Annotated in this window: 15 protein-coding genes; 9 read left to right on the forward strand and 6 right to left on the reverse strand. The window is 59.0% G+C overall.

What is annotated here, in order from left to right; translation table 11 throughout:
* Positions 1-221 precede the first annotated feature (221 nt).
* Positions 222-1,340, reverse strand: coding sequence for a peptide chain release factor 2 (gene prfB, locus AC5RVG_RS01670; RefSeq protein ID WP_494000189.1), 1,119 nt, complete (start codon positions 1,338-1,340; stop codon positions 222-224).
* A gap of 170 nt (positions 1,341-1,510) precedes the next feature.
* On the opposite strand from prfB, the gene AC5RVG_RS01675 reads away from it, so the two are divergent.
* Entirely contained in the window at positions 1,511-2,989 is a 1,479-nt protein-coding gene (locus AC5RVG_RS01675; RefSeq protein ID WP_494012476.1) for a S8 family peptidase, read from the forward strand.
* 61 nt (positions 2,990-3,050) lie between these two features.
* On the opposite strand, the gene AC5RVG_RS01680 is transcribed toward AC5RVG_RS01675, so the two are convergent.
* The 3 genes from AC5RVG_RS01680 to AC5RVG_RS01690 form a co-directional block, all read right to left on the reverse strand.
* On the reverse strand, positions 3,051-3,554 hold the full coding sequence (locus AC5RVG_RS01680; protein WP_494012477.1) for a pilus assembly protein TadG-related protein: 504 nt from the start codon (positions 3,552-3,554) through the stop codon (positions 3,051-3,053).
* The gene (locus AC5RVG_RS01685; RefSeq protein ID WP_494012478.1) at positions 3,551-3,985 is read right to left on the reverse strand and encodes a hypothetical protein; all 435 of its coding nucleotides are present in this window, start codon (positions 3,983-3,985) and stop codon (positions 3,551-3,553) included. The genes AC5RVG_RS01680 and AC5RVG_RS01685 overlap by 4 nt, the downstream gene beginning before the upstream one ends.
* Before the next feature lie 85 nt (positions 3,986-4,070).
* Positions 4,071-4,415 (reverse strand): TadE family protein, encoded by a 345-nt coding sequence (locus AC5RVG_RS01690; RefSeq protein ID WP_494012479.1) that lies wholly within the window; start codon positions 4,413-4,415, stop codon positions 4,071-4,073.
* 249 nt (positions 4,416-4,664) lie between these two features.
* Between AC5RVG_RS01690 and AC5RVG_RS01695 the strand changes: the two genes are divergently transcribed.
* The 6 genes from AC5RVG_RS01695 to AC5RVG_RS01720 all read left to right on the forward strand — a co-directional run bounded on the left by AC5RVG_RS01695 (position 4,665) and on the right by AC5RVG_RS01720 (position 13,456).
* On the forward strand, positions 4,665-6,191 hold the full coding sequence (locus AC5RVG_RS01695; protein ID WP_494012480.1) for a recombinase family protein: 1,527 nt from the start codon (positions 4,665-4,667) through the stop codon (positions 6,189-6,191).
* Positions 6,192-6,696: 505 nt separating this feature from the next.
* Positions 6,697-8,676 carry an AICE element replication initiation protein gene (locus AC5RVG_RS01700; protein ID WP_494012481.1) on the forward strand — a complete coding sequence of 660 codons (1,980 nt, stop codon included), beginning with the start codon at positions 6,697-6,699 and terminating at the stop codon, positions 8,674-8,676.
* Between the two features lie 264 nt (positions 8,677-8,940).
* Positions 8,941-9,090, forward strand: a complete 150-nt coding sequence (locus AC5RVG_RS01705) for a hypothetical protein (protein ID WP_494012482.1) — start codon at positions 8,941-8,943, stop codon at positions 9,088-9,090.
* A gap of 896 nt (positions 9,091-9,986) precedes the next feature.
* The gene (locus tag AC5RVG_RS01710; protein ID WP_494012483.1) at positions 9,987-10,580 is read left to right on the forward strand and encodes a recombinase family protein; all 594 of its coding nucleotides are present in this window, start codon (positions 9,987-9,989) and stop codon (positions 10,578-10,580) included.
* A gap of 304 nt (positions 10,581-10,884) precedes the next feature.
* A complete protein-coding gene (locus AC5RVG_RS01715; protein ID WP_494012993.1) occupies positions 10,885-12,279 on the forward strand; it encodes a DNA cytosine methyltransferase in 1,395 nt (464 codons plus the stop codon).
* On the forward strand, positions 12,263-13,456 hold the full coding sequence (locus tag AC5RVG_RS01720) for an MvaI/BcnI family restriction endonuclease (protein WP_494012484.1): 1,194 nt from the start codon (positions 12,263-12,265) through the stop codon (positions 13,454-13,456). The genes AC5RVG_RS01715 and AC5RVG_RS01720 overlap by 17 nt, the downstream gene beginning before the upstream one ends.
* Here AC5RVG_RS01720 and AC5RVG_RS01725 read toward each other — a convergent pair.
* Positions 13,448-13,870 carry a very short patch repair endonuclease gene (locus AC5RVG_RS01725; protein ID WP_494012485.1) on the reverse strand — a complete coding sequence of 141 codons (423 nt, stop codon included), beginning with the start codon at positions 13,868-13,870 and terminating at the stop codon, positions 13,448-13,450. The two genes, AC5RVG_RS01720 and AC5RVG_RS01725, sit on opposite strands and share 9 nt — an antisense overlap.
* Before the next feature lie 704 nt (positions 13,871-14,574).
* On the opposite strand from AC5RVG_RS01725, the gene AC5RVG_RS01730 reads away from it, so the two are divergent.
* Together AC5RVG_RS01730 and AC5RVG_RS01735 are read left to right on the forward strand one after the other, a co-directional pair.
* Positions 14,575-15,006, forward strand: coding sequence for a hypothetical protein (locus AC5RVG_RS01730; RefSeq protein WP_494012486.1), 432 nt, complete (start codon positions 14,575-14,577; stop codon positions 15,004-15,006).
* A gap of 2 nt (positions 15,007-15,008) precedes the next feature.
* Positions 15,009-15,443, forward strand: coding sequence for a hypothetical protein (locus AC5RVG_RS01735; RefSeq protein ID WP_494012487.1), 435 nt, complete (start codon positions 15,009-15,011; stop codon positions 15,441-15,443).
* Here AC5RVG_RS01735 and AC5RVG_RS01740 read toward each other — a convergent pair.
* The gene (locus tag AC5RVG_RS01740; RefSeq protein ID WP_494012488.1) at positions 15,440-15,589 is read right to left on the reverse strand and encodes a hypothetical protein; all 150 of its coding nucleotides are present in this window, start codon (positions 15,587-15,589) and stop codon (positions 15,440-15,442) included. The genes AC5RVG_RS01735 and AC5RVG_RS01740 overlap by 4 nt on opposite strands.
* Between the last annotated feature and the right edge of the window lie 37 nt (positions 15,590-15,626).

The raw sequence follows: 15,626 nt of genomic DNA on the forward strand, positions 1-15,626 counted from the left end.
ACTGTCTGAACCTGATGGTCAGGTCCCCCAACCTGAAAGGTGATTCAGATTACGGCAAATCTATGGTGTGGCTCACAGAGGTGTCAACAGTCGGGCCGGGCCGCGAAGGTCACGATTCGGTTGCAGGCCCCTGATGGTCAGGTACAGGCGCACGCCTAGACGACAAAAGCCCGGCCGCTCCTGGTGGAGCGGCCGGGCTTCGCGCGACAGGCAGTTGCTGGCTAGTTTTCCGCGTTGCGGTTGTTGGCGCGCCAGCGGATGCCGGCGTCGATGAAGTCGTCGATTTCGCCGTCGAGCACCGCCCCCGTGTTTCCGACTTCGTGTTCGGTGCGCAGGTCCTTGACCATCTGGTACGGGTTCAACACGTAGGAGCGCATCTGGTCGCCCCAGGACGCCTTGACGTCGCCGGCGAGCGCCTTCTTCTCGGCGTCCTGCTGCTCCTTCTGCAGCAGCAACAGCCGGGACTGCAGCACGCGCAGCGCGGCAGCACGGTTCTGGATCTGGGACTTTTCGTTCTGCATCGAGACGACGATCCCGGTGGGGATGTGGGTCAGCCGCACGGCGGAGTCGGTGGTGTTCACCGACTGCCCGCCCGGACCGGACGAGCGGAACACGTCCACCTTGATCTCGTTGTCCGGGATGTCGATCGAGTCCGTCTGCTCGATCAGCGGGATGACCTCGACGGCGGCGAAGGAGGTCTGGCGCCGGCCCTGGTTGTCGAAGGGGCTGATCCGCACCAGGCGGTGGGTGCCGGCCTCCACCGAGAGGGTGCCGAAGGCATAGGGTGCCTTGACCTCGAACGTGGCCGACTTCAGTCCGGCCTCTTCGGCGTAGGAGGTGTCCAGCACCTGGGTCGGGTAGCCATGGCGTTCGGCCCAGCGCAGGTACATGCGCATCAGCATCTCGGCGAAGTCGGCGGCATCGACGCCGCCGGCGCCGGAGCGGATGGTCACCACGGCCTCGCGCTCGTCGTACTCACCGGAGAGCAGCGTGACGACTTCGAGTTCGGAGAGCGCCTTCTTGAGCGAGGTCAGTTCGCTGGCCGCCTCGGCCATGGAGTCCGCGTCGCCGGCGTCCTCCTGGCCCAGTTCGACCAGGACTTCCAGATCGTCGATCCGTGCCGCCAGTTTCTCCAGCCGTTCCAGTTCGCTCTGGCGGTGCGAGAGCCTGGAGGTGATTTTTTGCGCCGCGGCCGGGTCGTCCCACAGATCCGGCACGCCCGCCTGCTCGCTCAGCTCGGCAATATCTTTGCGGATCGCCTCCGCGTCGGAGACGGCTTCAATGGATTCGTACGTGGCGCGCAAAGCGCGGATTTCAGCGGGAAAGTCGATCTCAGCCATGGTCCTCCCAGCCTACGCCATGGCGGGGAATCCTCCGTTCCGCCAAGACGGCCCCTGACAGCCCCTAGCTCAAGCGCGGGCGCGTGCAATAACCTTTGGAGAGTGCGGGATGCAGGTGCCGCGTATGGGGTTGGGGCCTGATCTAAATCCACTTATTGGGGGAGGCTGCAATGCCCAGTCAAAGTCACGGATCTGTTCAGGGCCTGCGGAAGAGGCAGAAGCCCGAAAGCCAGCAGGACGGCCCGCGGTCAACCACATCGCGAAGAATCCTGGGGGTCTTCGGCGCGCTCGTGCTGGCCGCAGCAACCGCCGTCGCCGCTTCCGGACCAGCCGCCGCCGGCGGACCTGCTGCCGCTGGATCTGGCGCAGCGGGGGCCGCCGCCGCGAGCGCCGCCGCGGGGGAAGAACACGGCTACACGGTCGTCCTCAAGGACAGCATCGGGAATGTCGGTTCCACCGCCACGGCCCACGGGGAGAAGTACGGGTTTACGCGGTCCAACACCTACGAACACGCGCTGAAGGGATACTCCGGCACCATGACGGCCTCGGAGGCGCAGCAGCTCGCCGCCGACCCGGCCGTTAAATATGTTGCGCCCGAGCGGCAATTCGCGTTGCCGGAAAACGTGACCGGCGAGAATAACGGAACCAGCGGCGCCGAATTCCTCCCGCCCGGGTGGCTGCGGGTCGGCGGCACACCAGAGGAGGCGGCCGAGGACGGCCTTAAGATTACGGTCAACGCCGCCGTGATCGACACCGGTATCGACAGCACCCATCCGGACTTGAACGTGCGCGGCGGGGTGGACTGCTCGTCCGGCACTCCGGTCGAGGTGGCTCCCGTCGACCTGTTCGGGCACGGAACCATGGTCGCCGGGATCCTTGGCGCGAAGAACAACAACGCCGGGATCATCGGCACCGCGAGCGGCGCCCCGCTGTGGTCCGTCCGGGTTATCGCAGACGACGGCACCATCACAGAAAGTGCCCTACTCTGCGGCGCCGACTGGGTGGTCTCCACTCACACGGACGAGGACCCAGGCAACGACATCAGGGTGGCGAACATCAGCATCGGCAGCCCCGGCCAAGAGCAGGGAACCTGCGGCAACGGGGTCGATCCCCTGCACCAGATGATTTGCCAGGGCGCCGAGCAGGGGGTGGTCTGGACGGTCGCCGCCGGCAACGAGACCGCGGACTTCTCGAACACTGTTCCGGCCGCGTATGACGAGGTGCTCACCGCCACCGCCATGGCTGACTTCGACGGCCGCCCCGGCGGTACGGCAACAGCGAGCTGCAGCGGATACCCTTTTCCCACCCCCGACGACGAGTTTGCCCTCTTCTCCAACTTCGCCACCCAGCCTGCCGACCAGGAGCACACCGTTGCGGCCCCCGGCGTGTGCATGACCTCTACGGTGCCGGGCGACCGGTACGCGAACTCACACGGCACCAGCTTCTCCAGTCCGATCGTCGCCGGTTCGGTGGCTCGGTGCCTGGAGAGCGGAGTCTGCCATGGCGATGGGACGGCCGTGATAGAGCAATTCCGCGCAGCGGTCGCGGAGTACAACCAAGAGAATCCCCAGTATGGGTTCATCGGTGACCCCCTGCGACCGGTCCCGGGCCGGTACTACGGTTACCTGACCACCGTGATGCCCTTCTAGGGGACAAGCGGCCAGGTGGGCCAGTTGCTCATCGGCGCCCGGCAGACTTCGGGCTGGAACCTCAGCGTCTGAGTTCCGAGCGCGCGTCGCTTGAAACGGTAATCGGTATGCCTGCCGGAACGAGGAAGTTGACAACGGGCGGCCTGACGACCGCACTCAGCACCACGTGCGCCGTGCGCTGTTCCGGGGAGCCCGTGTCGCCGCCTACGGTCAACTGGTCAAACCTCCCGTACGCACCCGTGTCGGACAGATACCGTGAGACGGATCCCCTCACGGAACCGTCGTCCAGCGTCGGCACCGGCACCCCCGAGGCCGTCTCGACGTCGGCCAGGGCGAAAGTGTCCGCGGCAGCCAACGCAGCCCCATCCGCAACCGACAGCAGCTTCTTCCGCTCGACATACACGGCGGACGCCCCCATCACCACGGTCAGGATCAACAGGCTCAGCAACACAAAGCCGATGAGCAGAACCAGCACCTGGCCCTCATCGTCGTTGCTCTCCCTTCGGCTTCCCGCGTAGTTGATGCGACGGGCCGTCCGGGCGTCTGAAGGTCTTTCGGGCATCATCGGTAACGTTCCACTATCTGGGTCGCCGAGGAGGTCACCGTCGCCATGGTGAGGCCCGTGCCGTCCAGCAACGGCAACGGGATCGAAATCGAAACTTCCGTGGTGACCCAAGAGCCCGCTTCCAAGCACGCTCCATTGCCGCAGCTAATCCTGATATCCACACGCTCCATGCCAAATCCGAAGTCCTCGGCAGCCAAGAGCGCCGCCTGCTGCGCGGCCTGGCCAGCAGGTGCGGCCTCATCCGACCCCGCATACACTTTCGCCGCTTGGTCCGCGGCATTCACGACGGCGAACGACGCGGCCTGCACCTGTGAGACCGCGATGACGAAATAGACCACCGGAATCAGGAGAAGCGTGCCAAGGAACACGAATTCGACGACGGCGCTCCCCCGTTCCGGATCCTTCCCCTGCAGGCAGTCCTTCAGCCTCATACGAAGGCCAGTCACCGTACCCCTTCGGCAAGTTTCGGGATGGGCCCGGGCAGCCCCTGAGCCCGGCGCCCCGGGTGTTGCCCTGTCAGCGCGGAAGAGCCGCATGGCCCTGGACTTCCAGCGCACCCTGGGGGCCGATCAGTCCGAGCGCAGGCAGTGGAGCCCGGACGGTGACCCGTAATGCGGGGACGCCGGACCGGACGATCTCTTCAACGTGGACGTCTTGGCCGTAAGTGTCGGTCAGCGAAGCTGAGATCAGGTCAACCGTCCTTTCGTGCGCGTCGGCGGCGCCTCGATCGGCCAAGGTTCCGTAGCGTGCACCCGACCCCGCGGCGTCGATGAGCGTGTTGCGCACGTGCAGGACCAGGCTCAACTGCATGATCGACACGAATATCAGGGTGAGGACACCGCCCACCAACACGAAGTCCACACTCGCGGAGCCTCGATCGGAACGGTCCCGGCCCGGACTGGAACCGCTGCCGACGCGGGAAGCGGTGGACGGCCGCACTCCGCGGGCACTGTCGCTCGACTCCATGTCAGGGCTGGGTCACGCGGCCGATGGCGTCATTAAACAGTCCTTCCAGGGCCGGTTTGGCCAGCGCCAGAATGCCGGCCACGAGCACGGCCGACATCAAGGTGATCATCACCCACCATGCAATATTTAGGTACCCTTATTCACGTGACCACAGCAGCGATTTACGCAAGGCTTAGCCAAGACAAACGCAAGGGCACCGCCGAGGAAGGCAAGTCAGTTGCCGCACAGGTGGAAGCATGCAAGGCCTATATAGAGGGCAAAGGTTGGAATCTTGGCACTATCTATCGGGATAACTCCATCAGCGCTGTATCCGGTGCTGAGCGTCCCGGCTTTGAGAAGCTGCTTGCCGATGCACCGCCCATAGTGGTGGCCTTCAAACAGGACCGGCTTTCACGTGGCGTACTCGATACCCTCCGTATAAAGGCCGCTGGCATCACTGGCTACATGACTGACGGAGGGCGGCTGGACTTCAGCACAGCAGATTCCGGCATGCTAACTATCTTCCGTACTGCCATCGATGAGGCCGAAGGCCAGAAGAAATCGGAACGGCAGAAGCTGGCCACGCTTCGGGACGCCAAGGCCGGTAAGTATCGTGGAAGCATCCGTCCATTCGGGCAGACTCGGAAGGGTGAATGGGTGGGCAAAGAGGCCGAAGCCGTGCAGGAAGCCGCCAAAGCTCTTGCTGCTGAAGAAACTACGTTCTGGCAGGTGGCCAAGGATTGGAACGAACGTGGACTATTGCCTCCCAAAACCGGCAGGCAAGGCGGTAGGGCGTGGACTTCCGGCACCGTTCGGAATTACTTCCTGAGGCCCCGCCTTATCGGCCTGCAGGAGTACGAGGGAACCCTCTACAAGCTAAAGGAGTGGACGCCGCTGCTGGATGAGGATACGTGGAACCACATCCAAACCCTCATCAACGAAAAGCGCACCGGCAAACGGGGTGTCAGCAACACACGTGCGGATACACACCTACTTACCGGTATAGCCAAATGCGGCGAACCGGAGTGCGGACGCGGAATGAATATCTCCTATCGCGGCGGCAAAGGTTCACCCCGTGCCTACAAGTGCCCTACACCGAAGCACATCGGGCGTACAGCCGAGCCGCTTGAGAAGTATGTCGTGGAGAAGTTCCTACATCTGCTGGTGTACTCGGGCGCTGACGCCTTGCTCAATCCGGGGACGCGGGGGCAGGGCATGGCCGCGCTACGGAAGCGGAAGCTGGGGCTAACCAAAGAGCACGACGCGTTCCTGACTGAGGCGGGAGAGGCCATGCTCTCGGTAAAGGTCATCACCGGACGCGAGGCCAAGCACAGGGAGACCATGGCCGAAATCGAGGCCGCTCTATTGGAATACGAAAAGACAGAAGTTTTCGCGTTTGTGGTGGAAGACATGGTAAAGGACGGGCCGGAGGCACTCTGGGGCCGCTGGGAACGGCTGGCCATGGACCGCAAGCGTCGCGTAATTCAAGCTCTTTTCGAGGAGGTCATTGTCAAGCGATCCCCACAGGGCAAGCGCTTCTCTGGCGCGTACATCGGCCTTAAGCCCACACCGCTTTATTTCAGCCTGCTGGAGTTGAGTCAAGACGTGCCGGAAGCGTCACCGGAGGAGCTTCTGAGGATGGAGGCTGTCCTGAAGGAACATGGAGTTTCGCTGGATTTGGTGAAACAGTAAACGTCGCGTAAAATAAGGGAACCAACCACGTTTCGCTCCTCCTAACAGAGGACGACGTGGTTGTTTTCGTTTAAGGACTGTCTCATAACGATTCAGTCACGGAGCTTGACAGAATACTTACATACATGCTATTCGGGGCTGATATAATAGATATATCGATTCAACACACCACGAAAGGGCAGAAGATGCCAAGAGGAACCCATCAGAGGACGCCGCTAATAGTGGCGCGTTACCGCCTGTCTGCAACGGAAACACGCATAGAGCGCTTCCACGCCAAGATTGCTGAGGCCGAAGCGCTGAAGCAGGAACTTAGGAATGAAGTAGCACAACTGGAGAAATAGGAATCCCGCCAGCGGGAGGGCTGGCGGGATTCCCGAAACATGAAAGGCACAACTATGTACCACTAATTGTACCACGCTTAGCAGGGGCATTACGTAAGTCCCCAAGGACAAATCAACTACAGGAGGAAGCAATTGCAGACATTTAGAAACATGAAAGGCCAGACATGGCAACGAAAGTACAGAACACCGAATTCAACATCGGTGCCACCCACGTATTCAAGAAAATTTGGCTAGTAGCATCCGAAGCTGACGCCAAAGCCGTTGAGGAGGGATTCTCCCACGGCGGATACGTCGTCAGTCTCGACAACGGGGAACCGCTGACAGGGTGGACCAATTCCAGAGGCATAGGCCTATGGGACATGGAGCTTAACGCGATGCGGGTTATTGTGGCCTTCCCCGCAACGCTCACGCAGAGTAAGAAAATACAGAACTACATCTCCGAACTGACCGGCTACGTCGTCGCTGCTGGCGGCGGTGTCAGCGTACTGAAGATTCCGAACGGTCAGCGTGTGGCCGACACAGTGGCAGACGGCCACGCCGGCAACGTTTCCGACTTCCTAGACAAGTACCTGTCAGGCGGCGAGGATGCCGCACTGTCTGGCGAACCGTCCGACGTGATGTTCAACCTCGTTAAGGACTCGTTCCACTTCTGCCGCACCGAGGGCGGGGAACTCTTCCTTGTGGACAGGCGTCAGGGCTGGAGCCGTGATGCATGGCTGCTGGATTCAGAGCGACTGCGTCACTGGGTCGGACGCGAATACAAGAACGTCACCGGAACCGTCCCGAAGACTCCGGAAGTCAGTTGGGCGCTGGAAGCCGTACGTTCCGAATGTGCATTCTCCTTGAATGTCTTCTCACTCCATCTCCGCTCGCTCGCTGACGATGCCGGAACCTGCTGGCTGGATCTTGCACGCGGGAGCGGCAATGCTATTGCCTTCGGCCCGACCGGCTGGAAGCTGGAGATGAGCGGCCCCGCCGTCTCAGAGGGCCGCATCTTCCGCCGCACTGCCGAAACTTCCGCGCTGCCCATCCCGTCAGATGTGCCGCTGGAATCATCCCGCTATGTGCTGGCTCAGCACCTACGGCCGTACTTCAACGTCTCCGAGGAAGAGTGGCCGCTGCTGGTGGCCTACATGGTCACGCACCTTATCCCCGGATACGTGGCGCCCATCATGCTCCTGTTCAGCGAGGCTCAATCCGGCAAAACAACCGCGACAGCCGCCGTCGCGTTCGCAGTAGAGGGCAAGTACAACAAGGGCATTGAAGTCCCGAACCGCCCGGACGACGTAGCCGTGACAATGGCTGGTCAGCGCCTCACGGTCTACAACAATATTTCGGACATCAACGCGTCTACCTCCGACTTCATGTGCCAAGCCATCGACGGTATCGAGTACGCCAAGCGCAAGCTCCGCACTGACTCCGATGTCGTGAAGCTGACGCTGGAATCCTCGCTTCTGGTCAACGGCATCACTTCCGGAGACCTCCGAGGCGACCTCAAGACACGCGGCGTCAGGATCGAACTGAAGCCGAATCCGAGCCGTGAGATTCGTTCGCACGCTCAGATTGAGGCCGCGCTCAAGGCTTCCCATCCGGACATACTCGGAGCACTCCTGACGATTGCATGCGAGGTATTGAAGCGCATTCCGGAGCTTCCGCCGCTGGAGCCGCACATGGGCCGCATGGTCGATTATGTCCGCGTGCTGGGTGCCATCGATCAGATGTGGGAAATGGGCGGCACAGCCATACAGGCTTACGTGGACTCGCTGGATTCCATGAGTGCCGAAGCGCTGGACGATCCCCTGTTCGAAACCATCCGCTTCATGGTCGTCCTCCGTGAGAACCATGTTGGCGACGGCGTTTATGAGGCCATGCTTCCGGTGAAGTCGATCTTGGAAGCATACCGAGGCACCTTGTTTGATGAGGCCATGAAGACGGTAGCCGGTGAGAAAAAGGCTCCGATCAACACAGGAGCCAAACTTGCCGCTGCCCTCCGCAGGGCATCGACCGACTGGAAGCGCCTAGGTGTCACCGCCGAAGGTCTCGGCCAAGTTAGGCACAACGGCGTCAAGGACACCTTCTATCGGTTCCGGTTCGACTCCAAACAGGGATCGATGGCTTGGGACTGCGAGCCGGTGCACTTCTAGTGAGTCATTTGGAGGGTGCTTAGGCACCACTTAGTCATGGACCAAGGCACCCTCCTTCCCTTTATTTACAAGGATTTTACTACTACTGCCTAACTGTCTAACTCATATATGTATCTCTATAGGTCTGAAAAAAGAAACAGTTGAAAAAGTTTTTCATCTGCCTAAGAGGTTGCAGAACTCGACTTAGACATAGGCGAGTTAGGCACCACCAAACGACGCAACGATGTACGACGCTTCCATCACTACAAGCTCTTGGAGCGCATCATGTCAATCAACGAAGCATACGAAGTCATCAAGCACCGCGGGAACCCATACATCCTTCAAGAGCACTGGCGGAGGGTCGCCGGAGGCTTCTCGGAAGAGGCCAGCCTGATGATAGCGCTGGACCAGATGGGAATAGGCAAAAATAGCTGAATAACACCAAATGACGACTGAAGCGAAAACCTTTCTCAGTCGTCTCTCTCATCCTCACCAGAAGGACCGAGCGTACGAGCAAAGCCGGTGTTTTTCAGGTGGACAAGTGTATATTTTAGTCCAAAAACTTGCATGGGCGGAGAACCACCTACCGGGAGACCTCCAGCGCCCGCACTAAAGTTTCCTCCTTGGCCACCGCACAGGTTACAAACATTTCTCCATGAGAAATTCCATGAGGGGCTGACACAGGCTTCCCCTCACGTGACTTCTCTGAGTGGTTACAAAATTTTCCTCCGTGTCAGCGCTGCGCCTATATAGACTCATGAGCAATTTAAGTCCCATGAGTTGGCAAGTCCCATGAGTTGCTGCCGCGTGGCAGTGCAAACAGCAGCGTCTCCCCTTCGAGCGTGCGGCCCGCAAGCCCTTACAAAACTTTCACGCTCAATTTCTGGTACATATCCAACACGAACTGCTTCTAAATCGAGGAAGGGCGGGCTATGAGTATCAGAACAGCTAGAGGGAAGAACGCCCGATGTCCCGCCTGCGGTTCACCAGCACTCCCAATCATTTATGGCCTTGTTCTTCCTGACGACCAAGAAGAGGAACGCTCAGCTTTCTACGCTGGGTGCGTTGTCGAGTTCGGCCCTGATGGCAGAACGGCCCATTGGCAGTGCACAGGGGCCGAATGCGGGCTGCGGTTCTAGTGGGACGTGAGAAACAGCGGTTCCACGAGACTTGTCTCTTAACCCAAGGGATTTAAGACACCTCAGTTATGAGACAAATTGACCATCTGTACGTGCGGTCAAAGTGTTTCGTTAGTATGTCTCGCAAGTATCTGTTACATTCCATGTAAGCAAACACGGTTGCGAGACACTTCGAGGGCAGGGGTACGGGACATGGGAAAGCTGATTGGTTACGCGAGGGTGTCGACTAAGGCGCAAGACACCGATCGTCAGGAACAAGACCTGCTGGCCGTTGGCGTGCGACGGGATGATTTGTACATCGACCACGGCATCAGCGGGGGCAAGGCCTCGCGCCCGGAATTGGATAAAGCTATCGCTGCTCTGCATGACGGCGACACATTGGTCATCACGACACTGGACCGTCTCGGCCGGTCCACTCAGAACATGCTGATACTGGCGGATGGCCTTAAGGATCGCGGTGCGGGGTTGCGTGTGCTCAACCTCGGTGGTGGGGACGTGGACACCAAGACACCTACTGGGCAGATGGTCTTCACCGTCATGTCCGCGCTGGCCCAGATGGAGCTGGACATCAAACGCGAACGCATCAACGACAGCGTGAGCAAGCGCCGGGCCGCAGGCAAGGATCTTGGCGGAAGGCGGGAACAGTTCAGTGACCGTCAGATCCGCAATGCACGCCGACTAATCGACGGCGGGGAGCCAGCGGCGCAAGTTGCAAGAGACTTAGGCATGTCACGGGCCACTCTGTACCGTCGGCTGTCAGCGCTAGAAGGCGGTCTGGGCAAGTGAACAGAGGCCATTACGCTGCCGCTTCCGGCGATTATAGGGAGCCCCTTAGGCGGACGGGCTGTGCTCCTCGGGCGTAAGCGCCGCGCGGAGGACTGCGTAGGAGCCCAATATCACTCGCTAAAGCCCGAGGCGCGCGGGGCTTCATGAGATGCGCCACAGGGAGAAGCCGTGGGGCCGCCGGGCCACGCTTGGCCTGTCGGCCAAGGCAGCTCTGAGGAGAGGTGGGCAGCATGGGAACTAGGATCGCCGCGTCGCGTACAGGCTCCTGGAAATTGTCCTTCCCGTACGGCACAATGGACGGGTGATGAAGTACGTAGACCTATTTTCCGGTTGTGGTGGCCTTTCCCTCGGTATCGAACGCGCGGGAGGGGAACTGGTCGTCGCCGTTGAGAAGTCCGACATGGCGGCAAGGACGTTCTTCCATAACCTCATTGACGACGCGTCAGACATAAGGGCATGGGATCGGTACGTCGCTTCATCCGTCGCAGATCAGGTTGAGCGCGGCGTTCTGGTCAAGGAGCTAAGTGCTTTGCTGGACGAAGATCAGGTCATGCGTGATTTGGCATTGACGGGCGTTGACCTTGTCGTAGGCGGCCCTCCATGCCAAGGATTTTCGCTAGCCGGACGAAGGAACCCGGATGACGTGCGCAACAAACTCCCGTGGGAGTACCTAGAGTTCGTGGCGCGCACTCAGCCCAAAGCTGTGGTGATCGAAAACGTCGTCGGCATGAACCAGAAGTTCAGCTCTCAAGAAGAATCATCCTTCGTGCAACTCCAGCAGGCTCTTGCCGAAACGGAGCCGGGCTATACGGTGCAGGGTGTCCATGTCAATGCTATGCACTACGGTGCCCCACAGCACCGGCCGCGCCTGATGATCATTGCTGTGCGGAACGATATCGCTCTGGATTGTGGGATCGAAAGCAGCGGCAAGCTTTGGAAGTCGGACTTCACCGACAAACTCTTGTACCCACTTCCGGCTCTAGCCCCGGTGCCCACCGTCTCCAGCGACGACGTGCGGACGGTGGCTGATGCCATCGCAGACCTGTCACCCCATGCCCCGATGGGCAGCGGGAAGCGCAACAAGGAATATCTGCGCGAACTGCGCCGCCCGGATTGGAAACTCCGACTGAAGCCAGCTAGGGAAGAGCACAATCACGTTCCTCGCAACCACACGGCGAGGACGATGGAACGGTTCCGCCTCTACCAGTACCTTGCCACCAGCAATCTAGATCAGCGCGTCATTAGCCGGGCTTCGTCCCTGCCAGAGTCCGACGCAATGCTTTATGTCAAGACCCATCTGGAGGACGCCCCACTTCCCGCCGTGTCCCCGGATGGGACTCAACTGGCTACCAGTCTGGACGAGCTATGCAATCTCGTCATCAACCTCGCGACCAAAAAACACTCCCAGAAAGTGTTGAAGTGGACGCAACCGGCCAGAACCGTAGTCACTCTGCCCGATGACTACGTTCATCCCGTCGAACCCCGGATCTTCAGCGTCCGCGAGATGGCACGTTTTCAGGGATTCCCTACTGCTTTTGAGTTCCTCGGGAAGGAAACGACCGGGGCTCATCGACGGCGAATCGAGGTCCCCCAGTATTCGCAAGTTGGGAACGCTGTATCCCCGTGGTTATCCTTGGCTGTTGGAAACCGTATAGCCGAAATTCTGGGGGAAACAGCGCGCCGTGAGGGAACTGGATGACTTTGAAGTTGAGAACATCGCTTTTCTGACCCGCTTCGGTTTGGACTTCGGTCTACTGGAGCCAACGGGGACCGGCCTTGGGAAGGGCATCATGGATGCGACGAACGAGTATCGTTCGTTCCTCAGCCGCAACGGAATCCACGACTATGAGATACAGCCGCAAGGACAGCTCAGCAAGGTATTCCTTCCGGGCTACGTTCTGACGGATGACGGCGACGTGATGCCGGCGAAGGCTTCCCTGTACCGTCCCATCAGCAAGAAGGGCGATCCCCGGATTTGGTTTTCTAAACTCGGTCAGTATTGCTCACCAAATGACATCCTTGTAACGCTTTGGGTGGACGATGCTTTATGGGTGCTCAACGCGACCCATGTCAACTTCGCCAAAGCAACTGCGTCGTTGGATTCATACAGCAGGCTGTTGAATCCGTTGATCGACGACCGCGAGGCCGTCTTTAACGAGTTGCTAGAGATGATGTGCGAAATCTCTGCACGTGGATTCATTCCCATGATCAAGTCCGGATCCACCGGTGTCGGGCACCTAATGGAGACGGAGCTCGGCATCGCGCAGAACTCAAGTAAAAACCCCGACTATAGAGGCGTCGAGATAAAGTCCTCCCGGGGCAAGAGCATCAGCCGGTCGAACCTCTTCTCACAAGTGGCAGATTGGGACATTAGCCAGCTCCCATCCACCCAAGCGCTCTTGAGGGAATTCGGGTACTTCAGGCGTGGGCAAATGAGGCTGAACTGTACTGTGAGTGCAAGAGTCTGGAATTCTCAGGGCCTACGATTCGAAGTCGATGACGCAGCGGACCTTCTTCATGAGATATCCGATCGGCCCGATATCCCCAGACCAGCAACGTGGCGATTGGAGGGTCTGCGGAAAACTCTCGCGCATAAGCATGCCGACACCTTCTGGGTCGCTGGGGAATCGCATTTCCGTGGGGATACTGAATATGTCCATTTCCAATCCGTCATACAGACGTCTCGGCCGATCGTGCAGCAGTTCTCCCCCATGCTGGCCACCGGGAGCATCACGATGGATCACATGATTTCCCGAGCAAAGGGCGACCGAGGTCCAGAATTTAAGGTACACAAGAAGCATGTGGACGACCTGTTTCCACGCCCGATATATCACGATTTGACAGCAGGTCCTTACAGTGAGGGCATTCTAATCTGACCCGACTTCGTCCAAGAAATTAACAACGTGGTCTATTAGGTTGGCTCGACTGCCAATCTCACATTCCCAAACTGTTAGGGCCTTCCAGCCAAGATCTTCTAGTGTTCTTAGCTGCCGTTTGTCTCGCTCTTGATTAGTGCATCGCTTTTTAGCCCAAAATTCGACATTGCTTTTGGGCAACCGTGATCCGACCGGGCAATCATGCCCGTGCCAAAAACAGCCATGGACGAAAATAACCTTCCTACGGCTGGCAAAGACGAGATCCGGCTTCCCGGGAAGTTTGCTGTCATGGAGCCGGTACCTATAGCCGAGAGCATGAAGCAGGCGGCGCAAACACATCTCCGGTTTGGTGTCCTTGGAGCGGATCTTGGCCATGTGGGCACTTCGCTGCTCCGGACTCATGAAATCAACCATGGGCCTTCTGTCGTGTTACTCGCGCAGTCGGTCTTTGTCCGTTGGTCCGCCCTTGCCTTTGCTTCATGGCCGAACATTCGCCGCCTCAAATCGACAAACAGGTACCACTACAAAGCTTATCGTTCTGCGATCGATCGCCCAACGAGCATTGAAGAACCTCCCGGAAGCTCTACCGTGTGGTCCTTATGGGCTTCGCCCGGCCAAGAGGAGTTGCTCCCCCCGCAGGGAAATGGCCCTCACAGGCTACAGGGAGGCCTGTAAGCCCTGTTCACGCGATGCGGGGCAACTAACCCGCCGGACACATTCCGCCCTCTCCAACGGCGGGCGTCGCTGTTCCCTAACCCGTACCAACACCTTCTGGTCATCCCCTACAGATGACACGCCGATGAGTCGAGACACGCCGACCAATATTCCCTGTTGTCATGCGGAACGGAGTTGACGCCGTTAGGCATTATCTAGGGGTTCAGATTTTGGGGTACTCAATTCCGTAGTGTGGAAGGTGCGAAATACGAACGACGTAAGGAAAAGCATGAAGAGCATTACTGATCAGCCTCGACACGGCGAGCGCAGGCAAGTTCCTGCCTCGGTCACCGAGCCTGCCTACTGGGTAACGTTCAATGAAAGCACAGGCGAATGGGACCGTGACGACTAAGAGACTCCGCCTTCATACAGGAGGCGGAATGTCGCTCCTATACGTTTAACCCATGGAAGAAGCTTGGGGCATCCTAATTGGTGCTGGCCTGACCGGCGTCGCAGCTCTGATCGGCTACGGCTGGCAGCAGCGAACTGAGGACAAGCGTTGGCGACGGCAAGAAAAACTCAAGGCATACACGGCGTTTTGGAACGCGCAGCTAGAACTTTTCAAAGCCTGCCAGAAACTCCCGCGTGGGCTTGAACGGGATGAAGTAGTAAGCCAATTGGTTGCGTGTTCGAGGCCAACCGTGATCCGGGCGCTGGCTCCGACAAGTATCGCTGACACGGCCAAGGAGATTCATTCGCGCCTAATGTGGTTCTCCACGGCACTGTTCGAGGATACGCAAACGCGCCCTGACGTGGCTCGCCATATCAAGACCTATGTTGAACTCACCGAAATATTCGAGGAACAGATGCGTAAAGACCTTGGTGTTAAGGGGTAACCATGTTTGAGATGATGGCATCATTCCCGCTTACTGTCCCCGTGCTGACCGGTATATTCGCGCTGGGTGGGAGCTGGCTTGGCGCGTTCCTTGGGCGTAGCACCGAGCACAAGCAGTGGAAGCGCAATCAGAAGGTCCAAGCTTATGCAGACTTTCTGGAAGCGGCTCGCCCCTTCGACGCAGATAGCCTTTTAGGCGAACAGGCAACAACGCATGCATCGAGCTTGCATCATGATCTGCTCCGAGTGCGACTCTTCGGCTCTCACAGCGTGATCGCTGCCGCCCAAAAAGTCCAAGAAGCGATGCTGAACTTGTCGGAAAAGTCTGCGAATGCCCTCAAGGGAGAGGAAGACAAGCTCTTGACGCTGATCGGCCACGTGCTGGCTCGCGTTGACGAACTCACCGCAGCGATACGGAAGGACTTGGAGGTCGACTAGCAAAAGCGGTAGGTAAATGTTCTTCTCCACCCCGGCACATCTCCGCGTTCGCCATCTTCGGCCTGCACCGCACGTCGTAATCGATCCAGACCTCCGCTCCACAACAGCGAAATCGTGACAGTGAACATGAGCGAGAGTTTCATCATTTCGTAGATCCTTCCCCTTTTACCCCCAGTGAGAATT

The sequence above is a fragment of the Arthrobacter senegalensis genome (assembly GCF_059091765.1).

Bases quoted from the DNA above. Each gene is read 5' to 3' on its own strand.
- prfB (WP_494000189.1), bottom strand. From the start codon at position 1,340: ATGGCTGAGATCGACTTTCCCGCTGAAATCCGCGCTTTGCGCGCCACG.
- AC5RVG_RS01675 (WP_494012476.1), top strand. From the start codon at position 1,511: ATGCCCAGTCAAAGTCACGGATCTGTTCAGGGCCTGCGGAAGAGGCAG.
- AC5RVG_RS01680 (WP_494012477.1), bottom strand. From the start codon at position 3,554: ATGATGCCCGAAAGACCTTCAGACGCCCGGACGGCCCGTCGCATCAAC.
- AC5RVG_RS01685 (WP_494012478.1), bottom strand. From the start codon at position 3,985: ATGAGGCTGAAGGACTGCCTGCAGGGGAAGGATCCGGAACGGGGGAGC.
- AC5RVG_RS01700 (WP_494012481.1), top strand. From the start codon at position 6,697: ATGGCAACGAAAGTACAGAACACCGAATTCAACATCGGTGCCACCCAC.
- AC5RVG_RS01705 (WP_494012482.1), top strand. From the start codon at position 8,941: ATGTCAATCAACGAAGCATACGAAGTCATCAAGCACCGCGGGAACCCA.
- AC5RVG_RS01710 (WP_494012483.1), top strand. From the start codon at position 9,987: ATGGGAAAGCTGATTGGTTACGCGAGGGTGTCGACTAAGGCGCAAGAC.
- AC5RVG_RS01715 (WP_494012993.1), top strand. From the start codon at position 10,885: ATGAAGTACGTAGACCTATTTTCCGGTTGTGGTGGCCTTTCCCTCGGT.
- AC5RVG_RS01725 (WP_494012485.1), bottom strand. From the start codon at position 13,870: ATGGTTGATTTCATGAGTCCGGAGCAGCGAAGTGCCCACATGGCCAAG.
- AC5RVG_RS01730 (WP_494012486.1), top strand. From the start codon at position 14,575: ATGGAAGAAGCTTGGGGCATCCTAATTGGTGCTGGCCTGACCGGCGTC.
- AC5RVG_RS01735 (WP_494012487.1), top strand. From the start codon at position 15,009: ATGTTTGAGATGATGGCATCATTCCCGCTTACTGTCCCCGTGCTGACC.
- AC5RVG_RS01740 (WP_494012488.1), bottom strand. From the start codon at position 15,589: ATGATGAAACTCTCGCTCATGTTCACTGTCACGATTTCGCTGTTGTGG.